The 21,356-nt window shown below is 65.1% G+C and carries 21 protein-coding genes; 5 read left to right on the top strand and 16 right to left on the bottom strand.

From position 1 onward, the window contains the following. Nucleotides 1–67: 67 nt before the first annotated feature. The 3 genes from tsaB to ppc form a co-directional block, all read right to left on the bottom strand. Nucleotides 68–742 (bottom strand): tRNA (adenosine(37)-N6)-threonylcarbamoyltransferase complex dimerization subunit type 1 TsaB, encoded by a 675-nt coding sequence (gene tsaB, locus EJA05_RS06200; protein ID WP_125857659.1) that lies wholly within the window; start codon nucleotides 740–742, stop codon nucleotides 68–70. Nucleotides 743–832: 90 nt separating this feature from the next. Further along, complete coding sequence (gene adk / locus EJA05_RS06195) at nucleotides 833–1,483, bottom strand: adenylate kinase (protein WP_028691565.1); 651 nt, start codon at nucleotides 1,481–1,483, stop codon at nucleotides 833–835. 258 nt (nucleotides 1,484–1,741) lie between these two features. Then, a complete protein-coding gene (gene ppc, locus EJA05_RS06190) occupies nucleotides 1,742–4,369 on the bottom strand; it encodes a phosphoenolpyruvate carboxylase (protein WP_125462896.1) in 2,628 nt (875 codons plus the stop codon). Between the two features lie 144 nt (nucleotides 4,370–4,513). On the opposite strand from ppc, the gene EJA05_RS06185 reads away from it, so the two are divergent. From EJA05_RS06185 to EJA05_RS06165, 5 genes are all read left to right on the top strand, one after another. Beyond that, nucleotides 4,514–4,858 carry a pilin assembly protein gene (locus tag EJA05_RS06185; protein ID WP_125462895.1) on the top strand — a complete coding sequence of 115 codons (345 nt, stop codon included), beginning with the start codon at nucleotides 4,514–4,516 and terminating at the stop codon, nucleotides 4,856–4,858. Between the two features lie 262 nt (nucleotides 4,859–5,120). Then, entirely contained in the window at nucleotides 5,121–5,534 is a 414-nt protein-coding gene (locus EJA05_RS06180; protein ID WP_125462894.1) for a DUF4398 domain-containing protein, read from the top strand. Nucleotides 5,535–5,581: 47 nt separating this feature from the next. After that, on the top strand, nucleotides 5,582–6,370 hold the full coding sequence (locus EJA05_RS06175) for an OmpA family protein (RefSeq protein ID WP_125857658.1): 789 nt from the start codon (nucleotides 5,582–5,584) through the stop codon (nucleotides 6,368–6,370). Between the two features lie 141 nt (nucleotides 6,371–6,511). Continuing rightward, nucleotides 6,512–6,796, top strand: a complete 285-nt coding sequence (locus EJA05_RS06170) for a type II toxin-antitoxin system Phd/YefM family antitoxin (RefSeq protein WP_125857657.1) — start codon at nucleotides 6,512–6,514, stop codon at nucleotides 6,794–6,796. After that, the gene (locus EJA05_RS06165; protein ID WP_125857656.1) at nucleotides 6,750–7,067 is read left to right on the top strand and encodes a type II toxin-antitoxin system RelE family toxin; all 318 of its coding nucleotides are present in this window, start codon (nucleotides 6,750–6,752) and stop codon (nucleotides 7,065–7,067) included. Before EJA05_RS06170 ends, EJA05_RS06165 begins: the two co-directional genes overlap by 47 nt. Before the next feature lie 28 nt (nucleotides 7,068–7,095). Here the strand turns inward: EJA05_RS06165 and EJA05_RS06160 are convergent, their stop codons facing one another. The 13 genes from EJA05_RS06160 to EJA05_RS06100 form a co-directional block, all read right to left on the bottom strand. Then, nucleotides 7,096–7,422 carry a hypothetical protein gene (locus tag EJA05_RS06160; RefSeq protein ID WP_125857655.1) on the bottom strand — a complete coding sequence of 109 codons (327 nt, stop codon included), beginning with the start codon at nucleotides 7,420–7,422 and terminating at the stop codon, nucleotides 7,096–7,098. Next, nucleotides 7,419–8,342, bottom strand: a complete 924-nt coding sequence (locus EJA05_RS06155; RefSeq protein ID WP_125857654.1) for an alpha/beta hydrolase — start codon at nucleotides 8,340–8,342, stop codon at nucleotides 7,419–7,421. The genes EJA05_RS06160 and EJA05_RS06155 overlap by 4 nt, the downstream gene beginning before the upstream one ends. Then, nucleotides 8,314–9,591 carry a flavohemoglobin expression-modulating QEGLA motif protein gene (locus tag EJA05_RS06150; protein ID WP_125857653.1) on the bottom strand — a complete coding sequence of 426 codons (1,278 nt, stop codon included), beginning with the start codon at nucleotides 9,589–9,591 and terminating at the stop codon, nucleotides 8,314–8,316. Before EJA05_RS06150 ends, EJA05_RS06155 begins: the two co-directional genes overlap by 29 nt. Before the next feature lie 558 nt (nucleotides 9,592–10,149). Further along, complete coding sequence (locus EJA05_RS06145; RefSeq protein WP_125462889.1) at nucleotides 10,150–10,698, bottom strand: hypothetical protein; 549 nt, start codon at nucleotides 10,696–10,698, stop codon at nucleotides 10,150–10,152. A 29-nt stretch (nucleotides 10,699–10,727) separates the two neighbouring features. Further along, nucleotides 10,728–11,432: a TetR/AcrR family transcriptional regulator gene (locus EJA05_RS06140; protein WP_125861257.1), complete on the bottom strand. Its 705-nt coding sequence runs from the start codon at nucleotides 11,430–11,432 to the stop codon at nucleotides 10,728–10,730. A 186-nt stretch (nucleotides 11,433–11,618) separates the two neighbouring features. After that, on the bottom strand, nucleotides 11,619–13,121 hold the full coding sequence (gene lysS / locus EJA05_RS06135; protein ID WP_125857652.1) for a lysine--tRNA ligase: 1,503 nt from the start codon (nucleotides 13,119–13,121) through the stop codon (nucleotides 11,619–11,621). Nucleotides 13,122–13,214: 93 nt separating this feature from the next. Further along, a protein-coding gene (gene prfB, locus EJA05_RS06130; RefSeq protein ID WP_125462887.1) for a peptide chain release factor 2 occupies nucleotides 13,215–14,310 on the bottom strand; the annotation gives its coding sequence in 2 pieces (ribosomal slippage) (nucleotides 13,215–14,237 and nucleotides 14,239–14,310; 1,095 coding nt in all). Between the two features lie 256 nt (nucleotides 14,311–14,566). Continuing rightward, nucleotides 14,567–15,571: a response regulator gene (locus tag EJA05_RS06125; protein ID WP_125462886.1), complete on the bottom strand. Its 1,005-nt coding sequence runs from the start codon at nucleotides 15,569–15,571 to the stop codon at nucleotides 14,567–14,569. A gap of 51 nt (nucleotides 15,572–15,622) precedes the next feature. Then, nucleotides 15,623–16,636 carry a chemotaxis response regulator protein-glutamate methylesterase gene (cheB, locus tag EJA05_RS06120; protein WP_125857651.1) on the bottom strand — a complete coding sequence of 338 codons (1,014 nt, stop codon included), beginning with the start codon at nucleotides 16,634–16,636 and terminating at the stop codon, nucleotides 15,623–15,625. Next, a complete protein-coding gene (locus tag EJA05_RS06115) occupies nucleotides 16,633–18,927 on the bottom strand; it encodes a hybrid sensor histidine kinase/response regulator (RefSeq protein WP_125857650.1) in 2,295 nt (764 codons plus the stop codon). The genes cheB and EJA05_RS06115 overlap by 4 nt, the downstream gene beginning before the upstream one ends. Beyond that, nucleotides 18,924–19,592, bottom strand: coding sequence for a chemotaxis protein CheW (locus EJA05_RS06110; protein ID WP_125857649.1), 669 nt, complete (start codon nucleotides 19,590–19,592; stop codon nucleotides 18,924–18,926). The genes EJA05_RS06115 and EJA05_RS06110 overlap by 4 nt, the downstream gene beginning before the upstream one ends. Further along, the gene (locus EJA05_RS06105) at nucleotides 19,589–20,836 is read right to left on the bottom strand and encodes a CheR family methyltransferase (RefSeq protein WP_125857648.1); all 1,248 of its coding nucleotides are present in this window, start codon (nucleotides 20,834–20,836) and stop codon (nucleotides 19,589–19,591) included. Before EJA05_RS06105 ends, EJA05_RS06110 begins: the two co-directional genes overlap by 4 nt. Beyond that, nucleotides 20,833–21,354 carry a chemotaxis protein CheW gene (locus EJA05_RS06100; protein ID WP_125857647.1) on the bottom strand — a complete coding sequence of 174 codons (522 nt, stop codon included), beginning with the start codon at nucleotides 21,352–21,354 and terminating at the stop codon, nucleotides 20,833–20,835. Before EJA05_RS06100 ends, EJA05_RS06105 begins: the two co-directional genes overlap by 4 nt. Nucleotides 21,355–21,356 lie beyond the last annotated feature (2 nt).

The raw sequence follows: 21,356 nt of genomic DNA, 5'->3' as shown, positions 1-21,356 counted from the left end.
GAACGATAACTGGACCACAGTTCGCGCAAAAGGTTTTATCGTGAACGGCGATAGCCGACGAACGACCTCAGCGTGCCTTGGGCGTAGCGACATTATCGCGCAGATACACCGGTTGCGCCTGCTCGGCGGCGACCGCTTCACCGCGGGCCCAGGCATGGCTGGCCAGGGTGAGGATATCCAGGGCATTGGGCAGCGCGGTGGCATCGCTGGCGCTGGCGTGCACCGCCAGGCGCTCGGCCAGGCTCCAGCCAGTACCGGCGCCAAACCACTCGCCGGCCAGGCCTTCAGGCAAGCTGACGCGCTCTGGTGCCACCACCACCTCCTGGCCGACCAGGCGCATTTCACCCTGCTCCGCCCGGTAACAGCCCCAGTACACTTCGTCCATGCGCGCATCGATGGAGGCAGCGACCTGCTGCACGCCGTGCTCGCGCAACGCGCCCTGGGCCAGCGCGGCCAGGTTGGAGATCGGCAGCACCGGGCGCTGCAGGGCGAAGGCCAGGCCCTGGACCACACCAATGGCGATCCGCACGCCGGTAAAGGCGCCCGGGCCGCGACCAAAGGCGATGGCATCCACGGCGCTCAGCGCCACGCCGGCATCGGCCAGCAACTGCTTGATCATCGGCAGCAGCTTCTGCGCGTGCAGGCGTGGGATCACCTCGTAATGGCTGGTCACCTTGCCGTCATGCAGCAGGGCGACGGAACAGGCTTCGGTGGCGGTATCCAGGGCCAGCAAGGTGGTCATCGAACGCGGTTTCCAAGAGACAGGGGAAAAAGAGCGGCAGTATAAACGACAACGGCCCGCAAGCGGGCCGTCGTGACGCAGGGTGATGGATCAGCTCAGGGCTGCCAGCACCTTGGCGGTGATCGACTCGACCGAGCCGACGCCTTCGATATGGCTGTACTTCGGCTTGCCGGCGTTGGCGGCCGACAGCTTCTGGTAGAAGTCCACCAGCGGCTTGGTCTGGCTGTGGTAGACCGACAGACGATGACGCACGGTTTCTTCCTTGTCGTCGTCGCGCTGGATCAGGTCTTCGCCGGTGACGTCGTCCTTGCCTTCCACTTTCGGCGGGTTGTACTGAATGTGGTAGGTGCGGCCCGAGGCCAGGTGTACGCGGCGGCCCGCCATGCGGCCAACGATCTCTTCGTCGTCCACGGCGATTTCGACCACGGCGTCGATGTCGACACCGGCGGCGACCATGGCTTCAGCTTGCGGGATGGTGCGCGGGAAACCGTCGAACAGGCAGCCGTTGGCGCAGTCCGGCTGGGCGATGCGCTCCTTGACCAGGCTGATGATCAGCTCGTCGGAGACCAGTTGGCCGGCATCCATGACTTTCTTCAGTTCCAGGCCCAGCGGGGTGCCGGCCTTGACGGCAGCACGCAGCATGTCGCCGGTGGAGATCTGGGGAATGCCGAACTTCTCGGTGATGAACTTTGCCTGAGTACCTTTACCGGCCCCGGGAGCTCCCAGCAGAATTACACGCATCTTGTGCTCCTCATATTTTTCTATGCAAATCAACGGATTCGGCGCACAAGGCCAACTCCGGAAAATCGGTCGAGACCGCAAAATCGGTCCAAAGGCTGCTCAAGATACACAGCCCCCGCCCCCCCGACAAGCGTCCCAACGGGGCAGCAAAGCGTCCGGCGCAGCCCCGCGAGGCCCCGGTTGCGCCCGGCGCAACCAGCCCTCGGGGTCAGGGTCGGCAACTGATGGCTTGCCGACCGCAAGCGCCGCTTGAGCGCCTCAACCGGTATTGCGCAACCCCGCCGCGATGCCCGCCACGGTGACCAGCAGGGCTTGCTCCAACGGGCTGTCCAGAGCGGCTTCGCGGTTGCGCGAGCGGGCCAGCAGCTCGGCCTGAAGGCGATGCAAGGGGTCGAGGTAGGTGTTGCGCAGGCGGATGAATTCCAGGGTTTCGGGGCTGTGCGCCAGTAGCACCGACTGCCCGGTCAGGCCCAGCACCACCTGGCATGACTGCGACAATAGGTCGCGCAGGTGCGCACCCAATGGCAGCAGTTGCGGTTGCACTAGACGTTGGTCGTAGGCCTCGGCAATCTGCGCATCGGCCTTGGCCAGCACCATTTCGAGCATGTCGATGCGGGTGCGGAAGAACGGCCACTGCTCGCGCATCTGCGCCAGCAGCTCGCCCTGGCCACGGGCCAGGGCATTGTTCAGCGCTGTTTCCCAGCCAAGCCAGGCCGGCAGCATGAGGCGGGTCTGGGTCCAGCCGAAAATCCATGGGATCGCCCGCAAGCTCTCGATCCCCCCGGCACGCCGCTTGGCCGGGCGGCTGCCCAGCGGCAGTCGGCCAAGCTCCTGTTCCGGGGTGGACTGGCGGAAGTACTCGACAAAGTCGGGGTTCTCCCGCACCACGCCGCGATAAGCCTTGACCCCGTCGGCGGCCAACTGGTCCATCAGTGCGCGCCAGGCCGGTTGCGGCGGCGGCGGCGGCAGCAGGGTCGCCTCCAGCACCGCGGCCAGGTAGAGGTTGAGGTTCTGCTCGGCAATCCCCGGCAGGCCGAACTTGAAGCGGATCATCTCGCCCTGCTCGGTGGTACGGAAGCGCCCGCCCACCGACCCCGGCGGCTGCGACAAGATGGCCGCATGGGCCGGGCCGCCGCCGCGTCCGACCGTACCGCCACGGCCATGGAACAGCAGCAGTTCGACCTGGTGTTCGCGGCAGATGCGCACCAACTGCTCCTGGGCGCGGTACTGCGCCCAGGCCGCCGCCGTGGTGCCGGCGTCCTTGGCCGAGTCGGAATAGCCGATCATCACTTCCTGCGGCCCATGCAAGCCGGCCCGGTAGCCCGGCAGCCCGAGCAGGCGCTCCATCACCGGCCCGGCGTTGTCCAGGTCGGCGAGTGTCTCGAACAATGGCACCACACGCATCGGCCGGGTCAGCCCTGCTTCCTTGAGCAGCAGCTGCACCGCCAGCACATCGGAGGCCGCGCCAGCCATGGAGATCACATAGGAACCCAGCGAGGCAGCAGGCGCCGCGGCGATCTCGCGGCAGGTGGCAAGCACTTCGGCGGTATCGGCCTGGGGCTTGAAGTGCCCGGGCAGCAACGGGCGGCGGTTCTTCAGCTCCGCCTGGAGGAACTCGATGCGCCGCGCTTCGTCCCATTCGGCGTAGCGCCCGAGCCCCAGGTAATCGGTGATCTCGCTCAGCGCATCGCGATGGCGGGCGGCATCCTGGCGCACGTCCAGGCGCACCAGGAACAGGCCGAAAGTCACTGCCCGGCGCAGGCAGTCGAGCAACGGCCCGTCGGCGATCACCCCCATGCCGCATTCATGCAGCGACTGGAAGCACAGCTCCAGTGGCGCGATCAGGTCGCGGTTGTCGACCAGCACGGCAGCGCTGGCCGGTTGCGCAGCAGCCAACGACGCCTGGGCCCAGGTACGGGTGGCGCGCAGGCGGTCGCGCAGTTGCTTGAGCAGCGCGCGGTAAGGCTCGGCGCTGTCGCCGACCTGTTCGCGCAAGGCTGCGCTGGCCTGCTGCATCGACAGCTCGGCGGCCAGGTTCTCGATATCGCGCAGGAACAGGTCGGCGGCCATCCAGCGTGCCAGCAGCAGCACCTCACGGGTCACGCTGGCGGTGACATTGGGGTTGCCGTCACGGTCGCCGCCCATCCACGAGGCGAAGCGGATCGGTGCGCTCTCCAGCGGCAGGCGCAGGCCGGTAGCCTGGAACAGCGCCGCATCGACCTTGCGCAGATGGCTGGGGATGGCCTGCCACAGCGAATGCTCGATCACCGCGAAGCCCCATTTGGCTTCGTCCACCGGCGTAGGCCGGGTGCGGCGGATCTCCTCGGTGTGCCAGGCCTCGGCGATCAGCCGGCGCAGGCGCTCGCGCACCTGCCCGCGCTCGGCGGGGCTCAGGTCGCGATGGTCCTGGGCCGCCAGTTGCGCGGCGATGGCGTCGTATTTCTGAATCAGGGTACGGCGGGCCACCTCGGTGGGGTGGGCGGTGAGCACCAGCTGGATGTCGAGCTTGGCCAACTGCCGGGCCAGGGCATCGTCGCTGTGCCCGGCCGACTTGAGCCGGGCCAGCAGTTCGGGCAGTACCTGCGCTTCGAAAGGCTGCGGCTGGTCGGCATCGCGGCGGCGAATCAACTGGTATTGCTCGGCGATGTTGGCCAGGTTGAGGAACTGGTTGAAGGCCCGCGCCACGGGTAGCAGGTCCTCCTCGGCCAGGTCGCCCAGGGTAGAGCTGAGTTTTTCACCCTCCACCAGCCGGTCGGCCTTGGCGCTGTGGCGGATGTCCTCGATTTTCTGCAGGAACGCCTCGCCATGCTGCTGGCGGATGGTCTCGCCAAGCAGCTCCCCCAAAAGATGCACATCCTCGCGCAAACGCAGATCGATATCGCTCATCGGGCCTCTCCACTCCAGGAAACAGCAAGCCCCAAGAGTGCCGACTCCAGGCCGCGCCTGGCAAGCCGGGCGCGGGCAAAGCAACTAAAGTGAAGAGTGGTCATCCGAAGCAATGCCACTTTCGAGGCTTTGACAGAGGTCATCATGAAAATCCGCGAACTCGCCCAGCACTGGGAACAGAATGCCGCCGGACGCTTGAGCCCCACCGGGCATGTCCTGCACCTGGACATGGAAGCCCAAGCGCGCCTGGCCGCGCTGACCGAGATGTACCCCAAGCGCAGCCCTGAAGAGCTGCTTGGCGAACTGGTCGCCGCTGCGCTCGAAGAGCTGGAAGCCAGCTTCCCCTACATCAAGGGCCGGCAAGTGATCGCCACCGATGAAGAGGGTGATCCGCTGTACGAGGACATCGGCCCTACCCCTCGCTTCCTCGCCCTCTCCCGCCGTCACCTGGCAGCGCTCGGCAGCCCAGGCAAAAACGAACGCCACTAAGCCCTCACCCTCTGCGGGCCTTGCTCAAGGGCCCGCAGATACCTTGCGCGCAGCGCAAAGTTCCGGCCTTTTCGCGCTGACCAATCAGTCAGAAAAAAACTTCGTTAGCACAGCAATTTTTCTGAACTATCCAAAAAACGCCTCGGTCACAGCCAGTAGCCATCACGGCAAAACCCTGCAAACACGGGCGTTGCAGCGCACGCCTTGGCTAGGGAACAACGATGGACCGGTCGCGGACATCGTCGTTAACAGGAGTGACCCAATGGAGTTGACCACCATGAAGACCCGCATTGCAAAACCCTCCACCACTCACCTGCGCGGGCTGAAGCTGGCCGCACTGGCCCTGGGCAGCAGCCTGGTACTGGCCGGTTGCGCCGGCAAGCCGCCCACCGAGCAGTATGCCGTCAGCCAGTCGGCAGTGAACGCTGCGGTCAGTGCCGGCGGTACCGAGTTCGCCGCAGTGGAAATGAAAGCGGCCCAGGACAAGTTCAAGCAGGCCGAGATTGCCATGCACGACAAGCAATACGACCAGGCCCGCATGCTCGCCGAACAGGCTGAATGGGATGCCCGTGTCGCTGAACGCAAGGCCCAGGCCGCCAAGGCCCAGAAGGCTGTGCAGGATGCCCGCCAGGGTGTCCAGGACGTACGTGAAGAAGGCCTGCGCAGCGCCGAATAGGCCTGCCGCGCCCCCAAGCCTTCGCTAACGATCAAAGGATGAACACTATGCGCAATTACGTCATGATTCCCGCCCTGCTGGCCCTGAGTGTCGGCCTTGCCGCCTGCTCCCACGACCCGAACGCCAACCTCGAATCGGCCCGCAGCAATTTCTCGGCGCTACAGAGCGATCCACAGTCGAGCAAGGTAGCCGCCCTCGAAACCAAGGACGCCCAGGACTGGCTGAACAAAGCCGACAAGGCCTATATGGAGCGTGAGGACAGCAAGAAGGTCGACCAGCTCGCCTACCTCACCAACCAGCGCGTCGAAGTGGCCAAGCAGACCATCACCCTGCGCACGGCCGAGGCCGAGCTGAAGAACTCTGCCGCGCAACGCGCCCAGGCCAAGCTCGATGCCCGTGACGCGCAGATCAAGAAGCTGCAGGACAGCCTCAATGCCAAGCAGACCGAGCGCGGCACGCTGGTGACCTTCGGCGACGTGCTGTTCGACTTCAACAAGGCCGAACTCAAGAGCAGTGCCTACCCCAACGTCACCAAACTGGCGCAGTTCCTCCAGGAGAACCCGGAGCGCAAGGTGATCGTCGAGGGCTACACCGACAGCGTTGGCTCGGCCAACTACAACCAGAGCCTGTCCGAGCGCCGCGCCGCTGCCGTGCGCATGGCGCTGGTACGTGCCGGGGTGGACCCTGCGCGCATCGTCGCCCAGGGCTACGGCAAGGAGTATCCGGTGGCCGATAACGGCAGCAACTCCGGCCGTGCGCAGAACCGTCGAGTGGAGGTGACCATCTCCAACGATAACCAGCCGGTGATGCCGCGGGCGGTGAGCCAGGTCCAGTGAGGACTGCTGACTGAATGAAAAAAACCCGCCTGATGGCGGGTTTTTTCATGCTTGGCCTTTGGTCAAAAGCACCTTTAAAGACACCTTAAAAAGCACTAGACTCACGCAACCATCCTTGTCGATAAATGGGTTGAAACAACTATGACCTTCCACGTCCTCGCCGATCTGGCAGCATCCATCACCGACCTCAAGAAAGACCCAATGGGCACCATTCGCGAAGCGCACGGTGAAACCGTGGTGATCCTCAATCGGAACGAGCCTGCCTTCTACGCAGTACCACCAGCGCGCTACGAGGCGATGATGGATCTGATTGACGATATCCAACTGGCCGAACTGGTACGCCAGCGACTTGGCGGGCCTACCGTGAGGGTGGATATCGATGAGCTCATCGCCGACGCAGAGCGCGACAGCAAGCTACAACCTTGAGTTTGATTCACGGGCGCAGAAGGAATACCGCAAGCTCGAACCCAAACTGCGCCTGCAGCTTGCCAAGAAACTCAAGGCTCGACTGGCTCAGCCCCGAGTCGAAAAAGACCGGCTCAATAACATGGCTGATTGCTACAAGATCAAATTGAGATCAGCTGGCTACCGCTTGGTCTACAAGGTGATTGATCAGCGCGTGGTGGTGCTTGTCATCGCGATCGGCAAACGCGAAAGATGCGATGTCTATTCAGTCGCCAGCGCACGATTGAACTAATCGGGCCGTATTGCGGCGGCCCCATCGTTCACTGCACCTGCTGCGGCGTCTCCTCGCCCATGCAGCGCACCGCGCGCTTGCGGTTGTCCACCAGCACACCGGTCAGTCCCTTCTGCTGGGTATCGAACAGCACCAGCACGCCATCCAGGCATTGCGCCACCTGCGGTGCCGGGTCCAACGAGACTTTGTAGTCCTCGCCCGGGATGGTCTTGAGCATGGTGAAGTCCTGCAGCAACAGGGCATCTTCAGGCTTGGCGAAATGCAGGTAGCCGTAATACCAGAGGGCCCCCACCGTCACGATGATGCTGCCGACGCCGGTCAGGATCAGCGGGATGGCGTTGCGTTCTTCACTCATTGCTTGTTCTTCTCGTCAGGGTAGTTGGGTACTTCGGCCAGGCGGCGCAGGCCGTTGAAATGCGCGGGGTCGTCCAGAAAGCGCAGCATCACCTGGCGCCAGGTCGGGTCGGCGAAGGTCTGTACGTGGCCGCCGCGGGTCAATTGCAACACCCGCGGGGGTGGAGCGTGCTGGTACAGGCGAATGCCGTTGTCCAGGGGCACCAGCCGGTCATCGATGCTGTGGAAGAACAGCTTCGGCGGGCTGGCCAGCTGTTCGATGGAGCGGATCGCGCTGTCGCCGTCGGGCACCAGCCACGACAGCGGCACCTGCAGCGGCCAGGTCATCCACGAGGTACTGAGGGCATAGCGGCCCACCGCCCGGTAACTGGCCGGCACACCGTCGAACACCAGTGCGCTGAAGCGCTCGCGCTGCTGCGGGTGCGCCGCCAGGTAATGGATGGCCATGGCGCCGCCGAGGCTCTGGCCCAGCAGCACCAGTGGCTTGCCCTGCACCTCGGGGGCGCGGTCCAGCCAGGCCATGGCCGCCGCGATGTCTTCATAGACCTCAGGCAAGGTGGCCTTGCCCTGGGACAGGCCATAGCCCCGGTAGTCGATCATCAGCACCTGGTACCCCTGCTCCGGCAGCCAGTAGCTGCCACCCAGGTGGCCCGCGAGGTTGCCGCCGTTGCCATGCAGGTGCAGCACCGTGCCCTTGACCTCGACACCGGCCTTGGCCGGCAACCACCAGCCGTGCAGGCGAACGCCGTCAGCGGCGGTCAGGGTGACATCGCGGTAGTCGAGTTTGGCCCGCTCAGGAGTAAACGGCTGACCGCGCTCAGGGTAGAACAGCAGGCTGCTGCAGCCACTCAACAGCAGCAGCCCAAGGCCGATGGCGAGGTGACGGCAGGCGTCAGAGAATGTTCGCGTAGTCGGCTTCAATGCGGTCCAGGCTCAGGTGGTTGAGGAAGTTGGAGAAGCACATCCAGGCCGACAGCGCGTTTAGGTCGCGGAACTGCTCCGGGAGGTACTTGGGTGGCTCCACCAGGCCTTCTTCGACCAGCTGGCGCAAGGTGCGCATGTCTTCCAGGGTGGTCTTGCCGCAGAACAGCAACGGGATCTGCTCCAGCTTGCCCTTCTTCACGGCCAACTGAATGTAGTTGTAAACCATGATGAAGCCCTTGAGGTAGGACAAGTCCTTGGTGAATGGCAGGCCATTGGGTACCGAGCCGCGGAACACCCGGCTGGCGTTGCTGTAGCTCTGCCCCATCTCGAAGCCCTGGCCACGGAAGAACTCGTAGACCTGCATGAAGTCCGCGCCCTCCTCGACCATGTGGATGGCCCGGGTGCGGTTGGTGAGCTTGCGCAGGCGGCTGGGGTAGGAGGCGAAGGCGATCACTTCCATCAGGATGGCCAGCCCCTCCTGGGTCACCGTGGACGAGGGCGGGCCCTTGGCCAGGAAGGTACAGATCGGCTGGTTCAGGCCATTGAGGGTGGTGCCGACATGCACCAGGCCTTCATGTACCTCCAGGGCGCGCACGTCGCGGTTGTTGAACATTGCGTCGGCGCGCACCTTGATGTAGTCGGCGCCGGCCGCCGCGTCGGCGACGATGCCGTCCGACTCGAATACGCGAATGGTTTCCTCGGCCTCGCCGAACACCTTGTTCAGGCGGCGCTGGAGGATCTCCACCGCCTCCTTCGCCGTGAGGTTCTTCGGCTCGTCCTTGAGGTCGCCACGGCCGTCGATGTTGTTCAGGTAATCCGAGAGCATCAGCCCCAGGTCGGCGAGGGTCGGGTCGCCGGCATGGAAAGCGTCGGAGGCCGCGCCGTACAGTTCCTGGGAAATCAGCCCGAAGTCCTCGGTGCCGCGCGCTTCTAGCATGCGCACCACCATGCGGTATTCCTTGCACATGCGTCGCATGATCTGCCCGACCGGGTTGAACTGGCCAAGCTGGCGGGTGATGTCACGCTCGATGTTCTGGAACTCGGCCTTCACCGCGCTGGAGTCGAACGACAAGGGCCGGCTCTGGTAGTAGGCACGGTCCACCGCGGGTGGTTCCTTGCCTTTGGCCTTGAGGAAGCCCTGGCGGATGCCGTCGTCCCATTTCACCGCATCGAGCACGCGAATGGGGGTTTGCGCGGCCACGATGCGGTCGGACAACGTACGTATGGTCTGCTGGTACTCGTCCACCGGGGACTCCTTTCAAGAACAAGACACCTGAACCGGCCTCTTCGTGGCTGAAGCCGCTCCCACAGGGATATCACAGCCCTCAGGCCGGGCAATGCACCTGTGGGGCAGATTTAGCCACCCCTACAGGGATATCGCAGCCCTCAGGCCGGGCAATGCACCTGTGGGGCAGATTTAGCCACCCCTACAGGGATATCGCAGCCCTCAGGCCGGGCAATGCACCTGTGGGGCAGATTTAGCCACCCCTACAGGGATATCGCAGCCCTCAGGCCGGGCAATGCACCTGTGGGGCAGATTTAGCCACCCCTACAGGGATATCGCAGCCCTCAGGCCGGGCAATGCACCTGTGGGGCAGATTTAGCCACCCCTACAGGGATATCGCAGCCCTCAGGCCGGGCAATGCACCTGTGGGGCAGATTTAGCCACCCCTACAGGGATATCGCAGCCCTCAGGCCGGGCAATGCACCTGTGGGGTTTAGCCACCCCTACAGGGATATCGCAGCCCTCAGGCCGGGCAATGCACCTGTGGGAGCGGCTTTAGCCGCGAAGAGGCCGACACGGTCATTTGCCGGAGCGCTGGAAGCGCGCCACCTCGACGAACAGGTCAGAGTTGGCCGGATCGTCCAGGTACGCCAGCACACGCGCCGACGGGCTGTCGATCAACACACCTTCGCCATTCTCTTCGGGGACTTCGATGCTTCGCCCACTCAGTTCCTTCTTGTCGACGGCCTGCCGCACCTGCTCGACATCGAGGTTGTAAACCACCAGTTCCTTGCCCTCGACGATATCGAAACCGCCAATCAGGAAGTTGCCCCCCAGCCGCTTGGGCACACCGGCCGACATGTACCAGCGGTTGCCATGGCGCGACACCGTGAACACGTACTCTTCAGGGGCCTTGCCCTTGGCGGTCGCCACCGCCTTGTAGGCATCGCCGCCACTGCGGCTGATGGTAAGTTTCAGTGGCTCGCCCCAGGCGTCCTTGCTGCTCCACTTGCCGAGCAGGGCCTTGGGCGCTGCCTGATTGCTCGGCAGCGGTTCATGGAAGGCCACCAGACAACCGCCCAGCAAGAGGAATGACAACGTCAACAACACCACACGCCAGGCTTTCATCGGGTTCTCCTTGAGAATTCGTTCGCAGCTCAAGCCGAGGCCAGCACCATCTGCAGGTATCGGACAAGGATAGCGAGCATCTGCTCATCGGCCTGCGCATTCGCGTCCTTGAGCAGGCCCTGATATTCCATCTGCTCGATTATCGCCGTCAACATCTGCGCATCCTGCTCGGGCTGGCGCGAGCCGACCACCTGGAGCATCTGCCGCGCGCCGTGCAGCAGGATCTGCTCATGGGCGCACACCAGTTCGGCCAGGCGTGGGCACAGCAGCGCTTCCTGGCGGAAGGCCTGCTCGGCCATAAGAAAGTCGCGACGATTGTGCAACTGGCGGATCACGTAGTCGGCGGTCATGCGCGCCACCTCGTCGGCCAGGCGCGCCCGCGCCTGAGGGCTGCCGTCACCCTGGGCGAGCAACTGGCGCAGCACGCCTTCGCTGTTGGCCCAGAGCTTGGCCATATAGGCGGCGCTGCGCTCGACGTACTGGGCGAAGGTATCGGCCAGCAGGTCCTGGATGTCCTTGAAGTAGTAAGTGGTGGCCGACAGCGGCACGCCGGCCTCGGCGGCCACGGCACGGTGACGTACACCGCGCACACCGTCACGCACGACGATGCGCATGGCGGCGTCGAGGATCTGCTGGCGGCGCTGCTCGCTGCCCTGGCGGGCGGTCTTGCGGCCCTGGTATTGCACGCTTTCGGCGACGGCGGTGGCGATGCCGGCGGCGCCCTGGTGAGGCATGGCAGGTGTCACGGTGATACCTCATGAAAATGTTTGTTCAGTGCCGGCGTCTTCGCGGCTAAAGCCGCTCCCACAAGTACTGCACGGTCCCTGTAGGAGCGGCTTTAGCCGCGAAGACGCCGGTACAGCCAGTACAAGTGTACAGGCATGAAAAAGCCGCCTCGAAAGGCGGCTTGTTCAGGACACTCAGGCCTGCGGACGCATGTGCGGGAACAGGATCACGTCGCGGATCGACGGCGAGTTGGTCAGCAGCATGACCAGGCGGTCAATACCGATGCCTTCACCAGCGGTCGGCGGCATGCCGTATTCCAGGGCACGAACGAAGTCGGCATCGTAGTGCATGGCTTCGTCGTCACCGGCGTCTTTCTCGGCAACCTGGGCCAGGAATCGCTCGGCCTGGTCTTCGGCGTCGTTGAGCTCGGAGTAGGCGTTGGCGATCTCGCGGCCACCGATAAACAGCTCGAAGCGGTCGGTCACGGATGGGTTGTCGTCGTTGCGACGGGCCAGTGGCGACACTTCGAACGGGTACTCGGTGATGAAGTGCGGCTGCTCCAGCTTGTGCTCCACCAGCTCTTCGAAAATCATCACCTGCAGCTTGCCCAGGCCTTCGTGGCCCAGCACCTTGGCGCCGGCCTTCTTGGCGATCTCGCGGGCACGGTCGACGTCCTGCAGGTCGGCAGCGGTCAGCTCAGGGTTGTACTTGAGGATCGAGTCGAACACCGACAGGCGCACGAACGGCTCGCCGAAGTGGAACACCTTGTCGCCGTACGGCACGTCGGTGCTGCCCAGTACCAGCTGCGCCAATTCGCGGAACAGCTCTTCGGTGAGGTCCATGTTGTCGTTGTAGTCGGCGTAGGCCTGGTAGAACTCGAGCATGGTGAACTCGGGGTTGTGCCGGGTCGAGACGCCTTCGTTACGGAAGTTGCGGTTGATCTCGAAGACTTTCTCGAAGCCACCGACCACCAGGCGCTTGAGGTACAGCTCCGGGGCGATACGCAGGAACATGGCCATGTCCAGCGCATTGTGGTGGGTTTCGAACGGCTTGGCCGCGGCGCCGCCGGGAATGGTCTGCAGCATCGGCGTTTCGACTTCGAGGAAGTCGCGCTCGATGAGGAACTTGCGGATGTGCGAGATCACCTGCGAACGCACACGGAAGGTGTGGCGGGTTTCTTCGTTGACCATCAGGTCGACGTAGCGCTGGCGGTAGCGCTGCTCGGTGTCGGTCAGGCCGTGGTGCTTGTCCGGCAGCGGGCGCAGCGACTTGGTCAGCAGGCGCACGTTGGTCATTTCGACGTACAGGTCGCCCTTGCCGGAACGGGCCAGGGTGCCTTCGGCGCTGATGATGTCGCCCAGGTCCCAGGTCTTGACCGCGGCCAGGGTGTCTTCGGACAGGGTCTTGCGGTTGACGTAGACCTGGATGCGACCGGTCATGTCCTGGATCACCATGAACGAGCCACGGTTGAGCATGATGCGGCCAGCCACCTTGACCGGGATCGCGGCTGCTTCCAGCTCTTCCTTGGTCTTGTCCGCGTACTGTTTCTGCAGGTCGTTGCAGTAGCTGTCGCGACGGAAGTCGTTGGGGAAGGCGTTGCCCTTGGCGCGCTCGGCGGCAAGCTTTTCCTTGCGCAGCGCGATCAGGGCGTTTTCTTCCTGTTGCAGGTCTTGCGATTCGGTCTTGAGGTCGCTCATGTCGTCATTCTTTCCATCAGGTGTTCGTTGCCTCACGCGGGTGAGGGATCGCGGGGCAAGCCCGCTCCCACGGGTTTGCCGCCGCTTGGATGCTTACAGCCCCTGCTTGAGGCTCGCTTCCAGGTACTCGTCGAGGTCGCCGTCGAGCACCTTCTGGCAGTCGCTGCGCTCTACGCCGGTACGCAGGTCCTTGATACGCGAGTCATCGAGTACATAGGAGCGGATCTGGTGACCCCAGCCGATGTCCGACTTGCTGTCTTCCAGGGCCTGCGAGGCGGCGTTGCGTTTCTGCATTTCCAGCTCGTACAACTTGGCCCGCAGCATTTTCATGGCGGTGTCCTTGTTGGCGTGCTGGGAACGTTCGTTCTGGCAGGCCACCACGGTGTTGGTCGGCACGTGGGTGATACGCACCGCCGAGTCGGTGGTGTTGACGTGCTGGCCACCGGCGCCCGAAGAGCGGTAGGTGTCGATGCGCAGGTCGGACGGGTTGATCTCGATCTCGACCTTGTCGTCGATCTCGGGCGACACGAATACCGCCGAGAACGAAGTGTGACGGCGGGCGCCGGAGTCGAACGGGCTCTTGCGCACCAGGCGGTGCACGCCGATCTCGGTGCGCAGCCAGCCGAAGGCGTACTCGCCCTTGATGTGCACGGTGGCGCCCTTGATGCCGGCGACTTCACCTTCGGACAGCTCGATGATGGTGGCGTCGAAACCGCGCTTGTCGGCCCAGCGCAGATACATGCGCAGCAGGATGTTGGCCCAGTCCTGGGCCTCGGTACCGCCGGAGCCGGCCTGGATGTCCAGGTAGGCGTTGTTCGGGTCCATCTCACCGCTGAACATGCGACGGAACTCGAGCAGGGCGAGGGATTCCTCCAGCCCTTGCAGCTCGGTCACGACATCGCTGACGGCGCCTTCGTCACCTTCCTCGACGGCCATGTCGAGCAGGTCCTTGCAGTCGCCCAGGCCGTTGGCCAGTTTATCGAGCGTTTCGACGACCTGCGCCAGCATGGCGCGCTCGCGGCCCAAGGCCTGGGCATACTCGGGCTTGTTCCAGACGGAGGCGTCTTCCAGCTCGCGGTTTACTTCGACCAGACGATCATGCTTGTGATCGTAGTCAAAGATACCCCCGAATGGACTGGGAACGCTCGGTGAGGTCCTTGATGGTGTTCAGGATCGGTTGGATTTCCATGGGCGGGCAGCTCTCGTGCGAATTCGGTGAAAAGCCCGCGAGTATAACCGAGTCCGCGCCGTGACGGCAGACCCGCCGGGCAGGCGTCGCAATCAGCCATGCACGCCCCTTGTAGGAGCGGCCTTGTGCCGCGATGGGCCGCAAACCGGCCCCGGGCTATCAGTGTCAAAGCCGCTACCGCCGGGAGCGCTGCGCGCCCCTTTCGCGACACAAGGCCGCTCCTACAAGGAATGGCGTCAGCGTTAGGATGCCGCGCTCAGGCAATGCCCACCTGGTTACGGCCGTTGTTCTTGGCCTGATACAGCCCCTTGTCCGCCGCCGAGATCAACTGCCGGCAATGGCTGCCAACCGCCGGCGTCTGGGTGGCCAGGCCGATGCTTACGGTCAAGTACGAGCCGTGCTCGGGCACGGTGTGGGCAATGTTCAAACCCATGATGGTCTGACGCAACTTCTCGGCAATCAGCCGCGCGCCGCCCGGCGAAGTATTGGGCAGCACCAGGGCAAACTCCTCGCCACCGTAGCGCGCCGGCAGGTCGCTGGGCCGTGAGCAGCTGCCGCGGATGGCCTCGGCCACCTGACGCAAGGCCTCGTCACCGGCCAGGTGGCCGAAACTGTCGTTGAACGCCTTGAAGTAGTCGACATCGATCATCAAAAGCGACAGTTGCTGCTGCTCACGAATGGCTCGGCGCCACTCCAGCTCCAGGTACTCATCGAAGTGACGGCGGTTGGACAGCCCGGTCAGGCCGTCGGAGTTCATCAGCCGCTGCAGCATCAGGTTGGTGTCCAGCAACTGCTGCTGGCTCACCCGCAAGGCGCGGTAGGCCTCGTCGCGCTGCAGCAAGGTCAGGTACGAGCGCGAGTGGTAGCGGATGCGTGCCACCAGCTCGATGGTATCGGGCAGTTTCACCAGGTAGTCGTTGGCCCCGGCAGCAAAGGCCGCGCTCTTGACCAGCGGGTCTTCCTTGGTCGACAGGACGATGATCGGGATGTCCTGGGTGGCCGGGTTGTTGCGGTACTCGCGCACCAGGGTCAGGCCATCGAGGCCCGGCATGATCAGGTCCTGGAGGATCACCGTGGGCTTGATCCGCATGGCCTGGGCCACCGCCTGATGCGGGTCGGCGCAGAAATGGAAGTCGATGTTCTCTTCATAGGCCAGGCCACGGCGCACCGCTTCGCCGATCATTGCCTGATCGTCCACCAGCAGGACCATCGCCGCGCCTTCGTTGATGGTCGTGAAACCTTCGATCGGTAGATCAGTCATTGCGGGTCACCCGGTCACGGCCGGCCAGGCGGCGTGCCTCAATACTTGTCGTCATTTCGAAAAGAGTTCCGTCAGTCGCCCGGCGATGCGTTCCAGCGGGCGGATTTCCACTGCGGCGTCGATGGCCGCAGCAGCCTTGGGCATGCCGTAAACCGCACTGCTCTGCTGGTCCTGGGCAATGGTCAGAAAACCCTGCTGACGCATCAACTTCAGGCCCTGGGCGCCATCACGGCCCATGCCGGTGAGCAGTACGCCCACCGCGTCGCCCGACCAGTAGCGCGCCACGCTTTCGAAGAACACGTCGATCGAAGGCCGGTAGATTTCATTGACCGGCTCGGCAGTGTAGGCCAACTGACCGTTGTGCAGCAGGCGGATATGGTGGTTGGTACCGGCCAGCAGGACCTGCCCCGGCTGCGGTGGCTCGCCTTCGCGGGCCAGGCGCACCGACTGCCCGCTCGCCGTGCTGAGCCATTCGGCCATGCCGCCGGCGAATACCTGGTCGACGTGCTGGACCAGCACGATGGCGGCCGGGAAAGCCTTCGGCAGCCCCTTGAGCAATACCTCCAGTGCCGCCGGCCCGCCAGCCGACGAACCAATGGCCACCAGCCCGCGGCGCTGGGACGCCTCACGCAAGGGTGTGCGCACCGGCTGCGGGGCACTGGGCCGCTGCTGGCCGATGAGCCAGCCGATATTGAGGATCTTGCGCAACAGCGGCGCCGCCGCCTCACGGGCATCGCCCGCGCCCAGTGCCGGCGTGTCGACCACGTCCAGGGCCCCGTGGCCCATGGCCTCGAATACCCGGTGCACGTTCTGCTTGCGGTCGACCGTGACGATGACGATGGCGCAGGGGGTCTCGGCCATGATCCGCCGGGTCGCCTCGACGCCGTCCATCACCGGCATGATCAGGTCCATCAGGATCAGGTCCGGGAGCTGTTCGCTACAGCGCTGCACCGCCTCGGCGCCGTTACCGGCGACCCACACCACCTCATGCGCCGGCTCGAAGGCCAGCGCTCGGCGCAGGGCCTCCACAGCCATGGGCATGTCATTGACGATGGCGATCTTCATCCCTGGGCACCTCCGATCAGCTCCTCCACGGCGTCCAGCAACGCATCGTCATGGAAGCTGGCCTTGGCCAGATAATAGTCGGCGCCGGCATCAAGTCCACGACGACGGTCTTCTTCTCGGTCCTTGTACGACACCACCATGACCGGCAGCGATTGCAGGCGCTGATCGCGACGCACTAGGGTGACCAGTTCGATACCGTCCATGCGCGGCATGTCGATGTCGGTGATCAGCAGGTCGAAGTCATCGCTGCGCAGGGCGTTCCAGCCATCCATGCCATCCACCGCCACGGCCACTTCATAGCCACGGTTGCCCAGCAGCTTGCGTTGCAGTTCGCGCACGGTGAGCGAGTCATCGACCACCAGCACACGCCGGCGCGCAACGCCACGGCCGTGCTGGCCGCCACGTTCGATGCGCTCCAGGCGGCCGGTGCTGAGCAGCTTGTCCACCGAGCGCAGCAGGTCCTCGACATCGATGATCAGCACCACCGAACCATCGTCGAGCAAGGCGCCTGCGGAAATGTCCTGGACCTTGCCCAGGCGCGGGTCGAGCGGCATCACCACCAGCACCCGCTCGCCGATCAGGCGCTCGACGGCCACGCCGTAAAGCTGGTCGCGCTCGCGAATCACCACCACCCGCAGGCTCTGGCCCGCGTCCTGTGTCGCCGGCCGGTTGAGCAGCTGGCTGGCGGCGACCAGGCCGATATGCCGGTCCTCGTGCCAGAAATGCTGGCGCCCTTCGATCTGCACGATGCTTTCTGCCGGCACATCGAGGGTGCGCTCGATATGCGCCAGCGGGAAGGCATAGGCCTCGCCGCCCACCTCCACCACCAGGCTGCGCACCACCGACAGGGTCAGCGGCACCTCCAGGTGGAAGCAGCAACCCTGCCCGGCCACCTGGGTCAGCTCGATCGAGCCGCGCAGCTCGCGGACCATGTGCTGCACCGCATCCAGGCCAACCCCGCGCCCGGACACTTCGGTGACCGTATCGCGCAGGCTGAAGCCGGGCAGGAAGAGGAAGGTGAGCAGCTCGGCCTCGCTCATCTGCGCCACGGTTTCGGCCGGCGACAGCGCGCGTTCGACAATGCTGCGGCGCAGGCGCTCAAGGTCGATGCCGGCGCCATCATCGGCCAGTTCCAGAATCAGCAGCCCAGCCTGGTGCGAGGCGCGCAGGCGCACCGTGCCTTCACCGGGCTTGCCGGCCAGCAGGCGTCTTTCGGGCAGCTCGATGCCATGGTCGACGGCGTTGCGCAGCAGGTGGGTCAGCGGCGCCTCGAGCTTTTCCAGCACGTCGCGATCGACCTGGGTCTTCTCGCCTTCGACCAGCAGCCGCACCGGTTTCCCCAAGGAGCGCCCCAGGTCGCGCACCATGCGGCTCTGACCGGTCAGCACATCGGCAAACGGGCGCATGCGGCAGGCCAGCGCGGTGTCGTACAGCAACTGAGCGCGCTGGCTGGCCTGCCAGCCGAATTCGTCGAGGTCGGCAGCCTGCTGCAGCAGGATCTGCTGGGTTTCGGCCAGCAGTTGCTGGGTCTGGGCCAGGGCATCGAGTACTTCCGGGCCCTGGCCGCTGTCTTCGAGCTGCGCTTTCAGCCCGTCCAGGGCGCGCATGCCCTGGCCGTGCATGCGCTTGAGGCGCTGCAAGGTCGCCAGATAAGGCTTCAGGCGCTGGGTTTCGACCAACGACTTGCTCGACAGGTCGAGCAGGCTGTTAAGCCGGTCGGCAGTGACCCGCAGCACGCGCTCGCTACCCTCGCCAGCGCGCTTGCCGGCCCTCGGCCGGACGACCGGCTCGGCTTCGGGTTCAGCGGCAGGCTCCGGCTCAGGCTCCATGGCCGGCGGCGGCGCGACCATGGCTGGCGGCGTTGCAGCCGGCAACGGCGGCGCCACCTGCATGGTCGACGGCGGCGAATCCAGCAGCCCGGCCATCTGGGTGAGGAACACCGGCACCAGGCCTTCGCCTGCCGGGTCGCCTGGCGTGGCGATGCGCATCAGCAGGTCGGTACCTTGCAGCAGCGCATCGATATGCTCCGGGCGCAGCAGCAGGCGGCCCTCCTGCGCGGCCACCAGGCAGTCTTCCATCACATGGGCGACGCTGACGCCGGCGTCGATGCCGACGATCCGCGCCGCACCCTTGAGCGAATGGGCCGCACGCATGCAGGCCTCGAGCTGGTCAGGTTGGGCGGGGTTGCGCTCCAGTGCCAGCAGGCCGGCACTGAGCACCTGGGTCTGGGCTTCGGCCTCCAGGCTGAACAGCTCCAGCAAGGACGCGTCGCGCATTTGCTCCGGGGTCATGACAGGCTCCGCTTCACGGCTTGCAGAAGGTGTTGTTCATCCAGGACCCGCACGCTGCGGCCCCGCCACTGCAGCACCGCAGCGGTGAAGTGGGCGGTATCGCGGCCCTCCTGCAGGTGCTCAGGGTCCAGCCGGTGGATGCCATCGATCTCCGCCACCGGCACCACCACCGGGCCCCCTTCGGCAGCCAGGATCAGCATGCGCGGCATGACCCGCCCACTGCGCTCGACGCTGGCCTCGGCCGGCACGTTCAGCAGGTCCGCCAGCGACAGGCACGGCACCAGCGCACCGCGCACATTGGCCACCCCTTGCAGTACCCGCGAGCGCTGATGCGGCAACGAATGCACCGGCTGCAGCGGGGCGATTTCGGCGAGGCAGGCCGTGGCCAGTGCCAGCCATTCCTCACCCAGCCGGAACAGCAGCATGGAGCGACCGACTGCGCACTCGGCCTGCGGCAGTGTTTCGTCCTGTTCTTCGAGCACCTGCGCGTAGCGATCCAGCAAGCGCGTTGCCGCCGCCGCATGCACCTCGCAATTGCGGCAGTGGATATGCCGTTCCAGCAGAGGGCACTGCTTGTCGCCGTGCACGCCGATGCGGTTCCAGCAATCGTCGATGGCCTGGCCATCGTCATGGGCGATCAGTTGCATGTCGTATCCAGCGCTCATCGTTCAGCCTCCCGGCCGGCACGGGCCGCGCGCTCCTGCAGGCGTCGGGCGCCCGCCTCGTCGCCTTGCGAGGCCAGCAGGGCAGCCAGGTGCATCAGCGCCTCCGGGTGCTGAGGCTGCAGGTACAACGCTTTGCGGTAATGGGTGATGGCCTGCGTGACATCGCCCTCGGTATCGCTGAGCAGCCCCAGCCAGTAGTAGACCTGCGCCTTGGGTTCGAACAGGCGCAGGTAACGCTCGCAGTCAGTTCGGGCCTGCTGGCTGTCGCCGGCGTTGGCGTGCCGGGCGATGGCCGCCAGCAGTTGCGCTTCGTTTTCCCGAGGTTCGGCAGCCACTGGGGGGGCCATCAACGGCCTTGCCGGGCGCTGGGGCAGCGTGACCACCTTGGGCAATGGCGGCGCCAACGGGCGCATGGCCGGCAAGGGTTTGTTCGGCGGGGCCGGCACAGGGTCAGCCTGGCGCACATAGGCGAACGACTGGGCGATCCCCAGAGGCCGCATGCCCAGGCGCGCCAACAGGCTGCCCTCGGCCGGACCGATGAACAGCACACCCTGGGCGTGGGTAAGCTGCTTGAGCACCTCGAATACCCGTTGCTGGGTAGGCACATCGAAATAGATCAACAGGTTGCGGCAGAACACAAAGTCGTACTGGCCGTCACGGGCCTTGAGCGCCGGGTCCAGCACGTTGCCGACTTTCAGGCTGACCTGCCGGCGCACCCGCTCGTCGAGTTGGTGGGCCTCGGCGGCTTCGCTGAAGTGCCGTTCGCGGAAGGCCAGTTCGCTGCCGCGGAACGAGTTGCGCCCATACAACGCCTGCTCGGCCTTGGCCACCGAATTGGGGCTGATGTCGATACCATCGACACTGAAGGCTTGCGCCGCGACCCCGCCATCGAGCAGTGCCATGGCGATGGAATAGGGCTCTTCACCGGTCGAGCACGGCAGGCTGAGGATGCGCAGCGGCCGGGCACCGGCCAGTTCGGCCACGCGCTTGTGGGCCAGGTCCACCAGCGCGGTAAAGGATTCGGGGTAACGGAAGAACCAGGTTTCGGGGACGATGACCGCCTCGATCAGGGCCTGCTGCTCGGCCGTGGACTGTTGCAGGCGCAGCCAGTAATCGTCCAGGTCAGTGGCCTGCAGGGCAACGCAGCGCTGGCGCAAGGCCCGCTCGATCATCGGCGCCCCGACCGACTCCACGTCCAGGCCGATACGCTCCTGCAGGAAGCGGAAGAACCGTTGCCCGGTCATGTCGGCACCTGCCCGACTTCGCTGGGGTACAACAGTTGGCGGACCGCAGCCGGCAGCAGATCGTCGACGCGGATACGCTGCACCAGGCCTTGCGCGTCCTGACGTACCGGCCCCAGGTAAGGGGCCTCGGCGTTGTCCAGGCCATAGGGCTGGAACTCGTCGGGCCGGCAACGCAGGGTCTCGGTGGCCTGTTCCAGGATCAGCCCCAGTTGCAGCTCGGGGCGCTGCGGGTCGCCACGGTAGTGCACCAGCACCAGGCGGGTGCTGCCGCGCGAAACCGCCGGAGCGCCGAAGCTCAGTGCCGACACATCGATCACCGGCACCAGCGCGCCACGGTGGGCCAGCACGCCGACCACCCAGGCCGGTGCCTGGGCGATGGGCTTAAGCGGGCGACGCGGCAGTACTTCGATCACTTCGCGCACGTCCAGGGCGAAGCGCTGCGCGGCGATCCGGAACTGCAGGTACAGCGCGCCCTTGGCAGTGGTCGCGCGGTCCTCACGGGGGGACAGGTCGGTCATCG

Source organism: Pseudomonas oryziphila, assembly GCF_003940825.1.
In the GTDB taxonomy this organism is placed as follows: Bacteria; Pseudomonadota; Gammaproteobacteria; order Pseudomonadales; family Pseudomonadaceae; genus Aquipseudomonas; species Aquipseudomonas sichuanensis.
Note: the sequence above shows the minus strand (reverse complement) of the source record. Positions and strands in the feature narration are given on the sequence as shown.

Excerpts from the sequence above, each read along its gene's own strand:
- tsaB (WP_125857659.1), bottom strand. The coding sequence starts at position 742 with ATGACCACCTTGCTGGCCCTGGATACCGCCACCGAAGCCTGTTCCGTC.
- adk (WP_028691565.1), bottom strand. The coding sequence starts at position 1,483 with ATGCGTGTAATTCTGCTGGGAGCTCCCGGGGCCGGTAAAGGTACTCAG.
- ppc (WP_125462896.1), bottom strand. The coding sequence starts at position 4,369 with ATGAGCGATATCGATCTGCGTTTGCGCGAGGATGTGCATCTTTTGGGG.
- EJA05_RS06185 (WP_125462895.1), top strand. The coding sequence starts at position 4,514 with ATGAAAATCCGCGAACTCGCCCAGCACTGGGAACAGAATGCCGCCGGA.
- EJA05_RS06180 (WP_125462894.1), top strand. The coding sequence starts at position 5,121 with ATGGAGTTGACCACCATGAAGACCCGCATTGCAAAACCCTCCACCACT.
- EJA05_RS06175 (WP_125857658.1), top strand. The coding sequence starts at position 5,582 with ATGCGCAATTACGTCATGATTCCCGCCCTGCTGGCCCTGAGTGTCGGC.
- EJA05_RS06170 (WP_125857657.1), top strand. The coding sequence starts at position 6,512 with ATGACCTTCCACGTCCTCGCCGATCTGGCAGCATCCATCACCGACCTC.
- EJA05_RS06165 (WP_125857656.1), top strand. The coding sequence starts at position 6,750 with ATGAGCTCATCGCCGACGCAGAGCGCGACAGCAAGCTACAACCTTGAG.
- EJA05_RS06160 (WP_125857655.1), bottom strand. The coding sequence starts at position 7,422 with ATGAGTGAAGAACGCAACGCCATCCCGCTGATCCTGACCGGCGTCGGC.
- EJA05_RS06145 (WP_125462889.1), bottom strand. The coding sequence starts at position 10,698 with ATGAAAGCCTGGCGTGTGGTGTTGTTGACGTTGTCATTCCTCTTGCTG.
- EJA05_RS06140 (WP_125861257.1), bottom strand. The coding sequence starts at position 11,432 with ATGCCTCACCAGGGCGCCGCCGGCATCGCCACCGCCGTCGCCGAAAGC.
- lysS (WP_125857652.1), bottom strand. The coding sequence starts at position 13,121 with ATGAGCGACCTCAAGACCGAATCGCAAGACCTGCAACAGGAAGAAAAC.
- EJA05_RS06125 (WP_125462886.1), bottom strand. The coding sequence starts at position 15,571 with ATGACTGATCTACCGATCGAAGGTTTCACGACCATCAACGAAGGCGCG.
- cheB (WP_125857651.1), bottom strand. The coding sequence starts at position 16,636 with ATGAAGATCGCCATCGTCAATGACATGCCCATGGCTGTGGAGGCCCTG.
- EJA05_RS06115 (WP_125857650.1), bottom strand. The coding sequence starts at position 18,927 with ATGACCCCGGAGCAAATGCGCGACGCGTCCTTGCTGGAGCTGTTCAGC.
- EJA05_RS06110 (WP_125857649.1), bottom strand. The coding sequence starts at position 19,592 with ATGAGCGCTGGATACGACATGCAACTGATCGCCCATGACGATGGCCAG.
- EJA05_RS06105 (WP_125857648.1), bottom strand. The coding sequence starts at position 20,836 with ATGACCGGGCAACGGTTCTTCCGCTTCCTGCAGGAGCGTATCGGCCTG.
- EJA05_RS06100 (WP_125857647.1), bottom strand. The coding sequence starts at position 21,354 with ATGACCGACCTGTCCCCCCGTGAGGACCGCGCGACCACTGCCAAGGGC.